This window comes from Nocardiopsis sp. NPDC006832, from assembly GCF_040635885.1.
Taxonomy (GTDB): Bacteria; Actinomycetota; Actinomycetes; order Streptosporangiales; family Streptosporangiaceae; genus Nocardiopsis.
Map to the genome: position 1 here is coordinate 1 of NZ_JBEYLC010000121.1, position 6,869 is coordinate 6,869.

General features: G+C 68.4%; 4 protein-coding genes and 1 pseudogene. 4 read left to right on the forward strand and 1 reads right to left on the reverse strand.

Annotated elements, in window-relative coordinates:
- A partial coding sequence (locus ABZ717_RS28270) for an MFS transporter (RefSeq protein WP_358516220.1) occupies positions 1-1,022 on the reverse strand: 1,022 nt, incomplete at its 3' end.
- Between the two features lie 311 nt (positions 1,023-1,333).
- Here ABZ717_RS28270 and ABZ717_RS28275 point away from each other — a divergent pair.
- The 4 genes and pseudogenes from ABZ717_RS28275 to ABZ717_RS28290 form a co-directional block, all read left to right on the forward strand.
- Positions 1,334-2,002: an enoyl-CoA hydratase-related protein gene (locus ABZ717_RS28275; protein WP_358516222.1), complete on the forward strand. Its 669-nt coding sequence runs from the start codon at positions 1,334-1,336 to the stop codon at positions 2,000-2,002.
- Positions 2,003-2,206: 204 nt separating this feature from the next.
- Positions 2,207-2,836 (forward strand): TetR/AcrR family transcriptional regulator, encoded by a 630-nt coding sequence (locus tag ABZ717_RS28280; protein WP_358516225.1) that lies wholly within the window; start codon positions 2,207-2,209, stop codon positions 2,834-2,836.
- Complete coding sequence (locus tag ABZ717_RS28285) at positions 2,833-5,079, forward strand: glycoside hydrolase family 3 C-terminal domain-containing protein (protein ID WP_358516228.1); 2,247 nt, start codon at positions 2,833-2,835, stop codon at positions 5,077-5,079. Before ABZ717_RS28280 ends, ABZ717_RS28285 begins: the two co-directional genes overlap by 4 nt.
- A gap of 853 nt (positions 5,080-5,932) precedes the next feature.
- Positions 5,933-6,869: pseudogene (locus ABZ717_RS28290) on the forward strand (hypothetical protein); the annotation flags it as partial.

Below are 6,869 nucleotides of genomic sequence, written 5' to 3' on the forward strand. Positions count from 1 at the left end.
CAGGCCCGGGCGCCCCATCGTTCGAGGATCCGAGGGACCAGCACCGAGACCACGATCAGGGCCGCGGCCAAGGGCAGCATCAGCAGACCGGTCTGGAACGGGCCGATTCCCAGCCTGTTCTGTAGGTAGAAGGTGAACAGCAGGAACGAGGTGGACAGGGCCGCGCTCAACAGGACGGTGGCGGCGTTGGCCAGGACGCGCGGTCGGTTGCGGAAGAGCCGCAGCGGCACGAGCGGGTTCGGAGACCGGCGCTCGACCCTGATGAACAGGGCCGTGGCCACCACCGCGCCGGCCAGCGCCACCGGTGGCAGCCACGGCAGCGCGCCATCGGCCTCCCCCGCCTCGACGACGCCGAGGACGAACAGCAGCGGGGCCGCGACCAACAGCAGCGAACCCGGCAGGTCCAAGGGCGTCGACTCGGTGGAGCGTTCGCTCGGCACGAGCAGGATCGCCGCGACGAGGACCACCAGGATGAACGGGACGGACAGCAGGAAGATCCACCGCCAGCCGAGCAGTTCGGTGATGACGCCGGAGAGCACGAAACCGAGGACGAGGCCGCAACTGGCGACCGCCGCCCATACGCTCAGCGCCCGGGATCGGCGCGGCCCCTCGGGGAACATGAGCACGATCACCGACATCGCCGCCGGCAGCGCGAGCGCCTCGCCCACGCCCTGCAACAGTCGCGCGATCACCAGCACGGCGAACGACGGGGCGAGTCCGGCCAGCAGGGAGGCCGCGCCGAAGACGGTCGTGCCCAGCACCAGGACGCGGCGCCTGCCGAGTACGTCGCCCAGGCGACCGCCGAGCATCAGCAGCCCGCCGCCGGTGATCGTGTACCCGACCACGACCCAGGTCAGGGCGTGGCCGCCGACGCCGAAGTCCGCGCCGATCGAGGGAAGGGCGACGTTGACCACGGTCACGTCGACCGCGATGAAGAACTGCAGCATGGCCATGCAGCACAGCACCAGCCACGCGCGTGCCGGGGAGGAATCACCCCGGCAGGAAAGGATGTCTGAAGACACCGAGTGCTCCGTTGCTCGAAAGAGGTTCCGGGCAGCACGAAAGCGCCGCTCCGGTTCGACGGCAGAGCGGAGGAACGTTCTATGGAGAAGTGGAGGAACGCCCCGCCGCTAGCGGAGCGTCCTCGTCACCGCGGCGCAGGCGGCCGCACACGAAGCACTGGACATGGTGCCGATGATAGGGGCATCCGGCGGACGGACGGTACCTGTTTTTCCGCGGGGTCGTTTCTCCTGGTCTATGCTGGCCCATGTGGTTACCGGCCAGTAACATTTGGACCACCGACCGTCCGACCCACGAAGGAAGGCAGCGCACCATGCCCACGCTCGAACGCCACGACGAGGTCTTCGTTCTCGATATCGGTGACGGGGAGAACCGCTTCCACCCGGACTGGCTCGCCTCGGTCAACGCCGCCTTGGACGAGGCCGAGGAGGCCGAGGGCCCGCGCGCCCTGGTCACCACCGCCACCGGCAAGTTCTACTCCAACGGCCTGGACCTTGAGTGGCTCATGGCCAACGGCGACCGCTACAAGGAGTACGTCACGAGCGTCCACCGGCTGTTCGGGCGCCTGCTGGCCCTGCCGATGCCCACCGTGGCGGCCCTACAGGGGCACACCTTCGCCGCCGGCGCGATGTTCTCCCTGGCACACGACCTGCGCGTGATGCGCGCCGACCGGGGCTTTTGGTGCCTGCCCGAGGCCGACATCAACATCCCCTTCACCCCGGCGATGTCGGCGCTGATCCAGGCCCGCCTGGCTCCGCAGACCGCGCACGAGGCCATGGTGACCGCCCGTCGTTACGGTGGCGAGGACGCCGCGAAGGCCGCCATCGTGGACCGAGCCGTGGCCGAGGAGGAGGTGCGCCCCACCGCCATCGAGCTGGCCCGCTCCCTGGCCGGCAAGGACGCCGCCACCCTGGGCACCATCAAGGCCCGCCTGTACGCGCCCGCGCTGGAGCTGCTGCGCCAGGAGGAGCCGGTCATCTGACCGCGCGAGGGTCGTCTCGGCGGCCCACCGGGCCCTTTCCACCGACGCGAAGGTCGGCGGGAGGGGCCTTTTCCGTGTGCGGGGCGTGCGCACGGGGGGTCCGGCGGGACCCACCACGAATCCGCCAACTGTGCCTTGTGCCACAATCTGACCAGGCGGTAGGTTTTGTGCCGCCGCCACGAGATCGTGTGCGAGGAGAGCCCCGTGACCGACACAGAGCACCCGCGACAGCGTCCGACCAAGGGCGAACGCACCCGTGGGCACGTCATCGACGCCGCCGCCGAACTCTTCTCCCGCTCCGGCTACCGGGCCGTCTCCCTCCGCGACATCGCCGCCCACTCAGGCCTCTCCCACGCCGGGGTCCTGCACCACTTCCCCAACAAGGAAGCCCTGCTCATACACGTTTTGAGCAGGCGCGACGAGATCGACGCCCCGCTCGTCCTGGACCCGGACCTGAGCCACCGCGCACTCATCGACAACCTCGTCAAGCTCGTCGAACGCAACACCGAATCCCCCGGCCTGGTCTCCCTCTTCGTCAACCTGTCCGCGGAGGCCACGGACCCCGCCCACCCCGCGCACGACTACTTCTTCGGTCGCTACCGCGTACTGCGCGAACACCTCACGTCGGCGTTCGCCACCCTCCTCGACGGCCGCCCGGAGTCCGCCCCCGAGGTCGCCGCCACGCAGTTCATCGCCCTCCAGGACGGACTCCAAGTGCAGTGGCTCCTCGACCCCGGCGCCGTCGACATGCGCGCCGCGATCGTCTCCTTCCTGCACACCTTGGGAATCCCCGCGTCGGCCCCCGCCCCCACCACTGACGAAAGGCCCTCATGAGCACCGAAATGTCCCGCCTCGAACCCGACCTGGCCGCGAAGGCCGCCGCCACCTCCGGGTCCGGGGTCTGGCACAGCACCCCGATCCCGGGTGTACTGCGCCGTCTGCACCTGGCCGACGGCCCGCACGGCATCCGACAGCAGTTGGAGGAGGGCGATCACCTCGGCATCGGTAGCAGTGTGCCCGCCACCTGCTTCCCGCCGGCGGTCGGGCTCGGCACCACCTGGAACGTCGACCTGGTTCAGCGGGTCGGCGCGGCCCTGGGCACCGAGGCGAGCGCCATGGGCGTGGACGTGGTGCTGGGCCCGGGCATGAACATCAAGCGTTCCCCGCTGTGCGGCCGCAACTTCGAGTACGTGTCCGAGGACCCGCACGTCACCGCGCGGATCGCCGCCGCGCTGGTCGAGGGCGTTCAATCCGAGGGTGTGGGGGCGTGCGTGAAGCACTTCGCCGCCAACAACCAGGAGACCGACCGGATGCGGTCCAGCTCCGACGTGGACGAACGCACGCTACGCGAGATCTACCTACCGGCGTTCGAGGAGGTCATCCGCACCACCGACCCGGCGATGGTGATGTGCTCCTACAACCGGCTCAACGGGGTGTACACCAGCCAGGACCCGTGGCTGCTCACCACGTTGCTGCGCGAGGAGTGGGGGTTCGAGGGAGCGGTGGTCTCCGACTGGGGCGCCGTGGTCGACCGGGTCGAGGCCGTGCGCGCCGGACTGGACCTGGAGATGCCGCCCAGCGGCACCGACGACCGGATCGTCGACGCGGTGAAGCGGGGCGAGCTGGACGATTCGGTGCTGGACACCGTGGTGGAGCGGTTGGTTCGCGTGCAGGACCGGGTGACCACCGACACCTCGCGTTCGCCCGAGCACGAGGCCCACCAGGCGTTGGCCCGCGAGGCCGCGACCGAGGCGCTGGTGCTGTTGAAGAACGAGGGCGAGGCGCTGCCACTGGTTCCGGGCCGTTCGATCGCGGTCGTGGGCGAGTTCGCTCGCACACCCCGCTACCAGGGCGGGGGCTCCTCCCACATGGTGCCGACCCGGGTGACCGGCGCGCTGGACGCGTTCGATGAGGTGGCCGAGGAGTTTCCGGTGCGGTTCGCCCCCGGGTTCACCCTGGACGGGACCGCGGCGCCGAACCTGGCCGAGGAGGCGGTGGCGCTGGCGGAGGAGTGCGACACCACCGTGCTGTTCCTCGGGCTGCCGGAGGCTCTGGAATCAGAGGGCTTCGACCGCACCGACATCGACCTGCCCGCCGAACAGGTCGAACTGCTGGCCCGGATTCGACGGGTGAGCGAGCGGGTCGTGGTGGTGCTGTCCAACGGTGGGGTGGTGTCGGTGGCCGACTGGCAGGGTGACGCCGACGCCGTGTTGGAGGGATGGCTGCTGGGACAGGAAGGTGGCGCGGCCACGGTGGACGTGCTGACCGGCGCGGTCTCCCCGTCCGGGCGGCTCACCGAGACCATTCCTCTGAAGCTCAGTGATCACGCCTCCTACCTGAACTTCCCCGGCGAGCGTGGACACGTGCGCTATGGCGAGGGAGTTTTCGTGGGGTACCGGCACTTCGACACCCTGGATCGGCCGGTGGCGTACCCGTTCGGTTTCGGGCTCACCTACACCACGTTCGACTACTCCGACCTGGAGGTTATCGAGGACGGGACGGACGCGTGGACGGTGGCGCTCACCGTTGCCAACAGTGGCACGCGGGCCGGACAGGAGGTCGTCCAGCTGTACACGGGGTTGACGCAGGAGTATCCGACCCGGCCGGTGCGCGAACTGCGCGGGTTCGCGAAGGTGGCCTTGGAGCCCGGGGAGAGCGCGCGGGTGGAGTTGGCCGTCCGTGGGCGCGACCTGTCCACCTGGGATGCCGAACACCACCGATGGTCGCTGGTGGCCGGTACCTACACGGTTTCGGTGGGGGCCTCCTCCCGGGATATTCGGCTGAGCGGAGAGGTCGTCAGCTCCGGGGACCGCTTCGTACCTCCGCTGACCAGGAGTTCCACGATCGAGGACTGGCGCGCGAACGCGATCGGCGGGCCGGTGCTGGCCGAGATCCGGGCCGGGATGGAGGAACTGGACTCGGTTCCGGAGGAGCTGTTGCGAATGGCCGACTCGATGCCGATCGTGGCGCTGTCCACGTTCGGGATGGGTGTGACGGAGGAGATGGTGGACCTGTTGGTCGCGGACGTGGAAGCGCGCAGGCAGGCGGCGATCGGGCGAGGAGAGGTCACCGGCTGAGCGTAGGGAGTGGGCGATGGTCCTGGCCTGTGGGGGGTGCGGGTGGGAGGTGAGGGAGTGGGGGGTTGAGGGAGTGGGGGGTTGAGGGAGTGGGGGTTGTGCGGGTGCGGGGTGTGTTGGTGGGGCGGAGGTAAAGGTGGGGGGAGAAAAGCGAAAGAAGATCGCGGCAAGCAGAAGTTCAGGACGAGGTTGTAAGTGAAAGGTCAGTGCGTGGGGCGCCTCAGGTAGAGAACCTTGAGGTTGTTGGGCGGGGTGGGGGTGGGTTCTCCCTCCTTCCCCGCCGCGTGATTGTTGCCCCCCGCACCGCACGCGTCAAGGCGATGTTGAGTTGCTCATCAGCGTGGTGGGTGGCCTTGACCCGTACGGTGCGGGCGGCGGTTTGGCGGCTATCGGGGAAGGGGGGAGAGTGGTTGGGGTCCCAACGGCCCCGTGGGCCTTCGGCCCGGTCCGGCCGTAGCCGGCCGGATCCCTTTCCCACCGCCTCGCTGCATCGTTGAGCGCGTCGCCACTACGTGACGGGTCCGGTCACGAAGTACCCGCTACAGGTGAGGCACGGGGCGGGGCGCGTCCCCGCGGTAGCCGGCTCTGGTCTTCTCAGCGATGATCTTGCTCCTAGCGCCCATTTGGGCGCCCAACATGGCGCTAGGAGCAAGATCGTTTCTCTTCAGAGCCCCTCCACCGAAAACCGTGAGGAGGCACTTCCGCGAGAGGTGGTGCCGACCATAGGGGAAAAGGGGTTGTGGATAACCCACAATAACAGCCATTCCATGATAGACACATCGGCCTCAGAATTCGGTTAATAAACCGGTGAGTAGGCCTGTCATTCTTGGGGGTGTTCGCATATAATCAGAGTATGAGCTTTCCTCCCCACGCACCGCGCCCGACCGGGAACACCCCGGTCGATAAGGCGATGGCGGGTGCGCGGGAGATGGCGGTGGAATTCTCCGGCCGGGATATCCCCTTCGGGTGTGAAGCCGATGTGCTCGCCCAGTTTCGCCGGCTCAATGGGGAAGTCGACCGGATCCGCTATGGGATGCTGCCCGCCCTGGCTCGCATGGAGGCCACCGGTGTCCTGTTGGAAGAGGGCGGCCAGCGCAGCATCCAAGCGTGGATCACCCACCAGTGGGGCACCACCCCGGCCGAGGCCAAGAGCCTCGCCACCCTCGCCCGAGCGTTGTACCAGCAACAGCTGCCCCTGGTGGAAGAAGCCTTCCAAACCAGCGCCCTGTCCTTGGGTGAAGCCTGCGCCATCGCGACCTCCACCGAAAAGGCTGTGGGTGAGTGGGCCAAGGTCCTCGAAACGGCGGATGAGGAATTCCGTGCCCAGCGTCCTTCGGTGGAAGGGTTTCGGGCCCGGTTGGAATTCGGGCTGATCGGCTTCAAGACCGAGTGCCCGCAGGCCTCGGTGCGCCAGTTGCGGGACGCGGCGAAATGGTTCGTCGCCCGCCTGGACCCGGATAAGGCCGACCGGGACTATGACGAAACGTTCGAGAACCGGGGTGCGCAGTTCTCGCCCACGTTCGAGTCCGGGTTTTTGCTGCGGATGTGGGGGCCGGGGGCCGATAACGAGCTGATCCAGGCCGCCCTGCAGGCTTACACGCAGCCGTATGGGCCGGAGAACGCGGCGATGCCGAAGCATCAGCGGGTCTATGACGCGATGATGCGGATCTTCGAGACCGCTCTGGGCCACCGGGATTGCTCCAGCCTGAGCCGCCAACCGTTGGCCACGTTGAACATCACCGTCCCCCTGAAGCGCTTCCTGGGCGATGGGACGGCTGAGCCCGCCACCA